General features: G+C 73.8%; 1 protein-coding gene. It reads right to left on the bottom strand.

Going from position 1 to position 435, the window contains the following annotated elements:
- Positions 1-131: 131 nt before the first annotated feature.
- The coding region (locus tag ELR45_RS00245) for a helix-hairpin-helix domain-containing protein (protein WP_240759024.1) at positions 132-435 on the bottom strand (304 nt) is incomplete at its 5' end.

Consider the following 435-nt stretch of genomic DNA (forward strand, 5'->3'; position numbering starts at 1 on the left):
CGGTGAGCGTCCGAGGCCGCAACGCGGCCTCCACCGCGCGCTCGTCGGCGTCCGCGCCGCCGCCCACCAGCCGCGTGTCGGGGGACTCCGGCTCATCGAACATGCTCATCGGCGCAACCTATCGCAGCGGATCACTTCGCCAGCGTACGCAGCGCCGCTTTGAGCAGCGACGGCACGTCCGCGGCGTGGCCGTTCTCCGCCGCCGTCGGTGCGACCTGGTCGACCGCCGCGTCGGCGTCGCGAGCCGACCAACCGAGCCCCAGCAGCGCCGTGCGCACCTGATCCTGCCAGCCGCCGGCGGGCGACACGGAGGCCGTGCCGGCGCCGGCGGCAGCACCGGCCGCGGCGCCGAGCTTGTCTTTGAGCTCGATGACGATGCGCTGGGCGCCCTTCTTGCCGATCCCGGGAACCTTGGTCAGCGCGGTCAGATCCTCC

The organism is Phytoactinopolyspora endophytica (genome assembly GCF_004138495.1).
Taxonomy (GTDB): Bacteria; Actinomycetota; Actinomycetes; order Jiangellales; family Jiangellaceae; genus Phytoactinopolyspora; species Phytoactinopolyspora endophytica.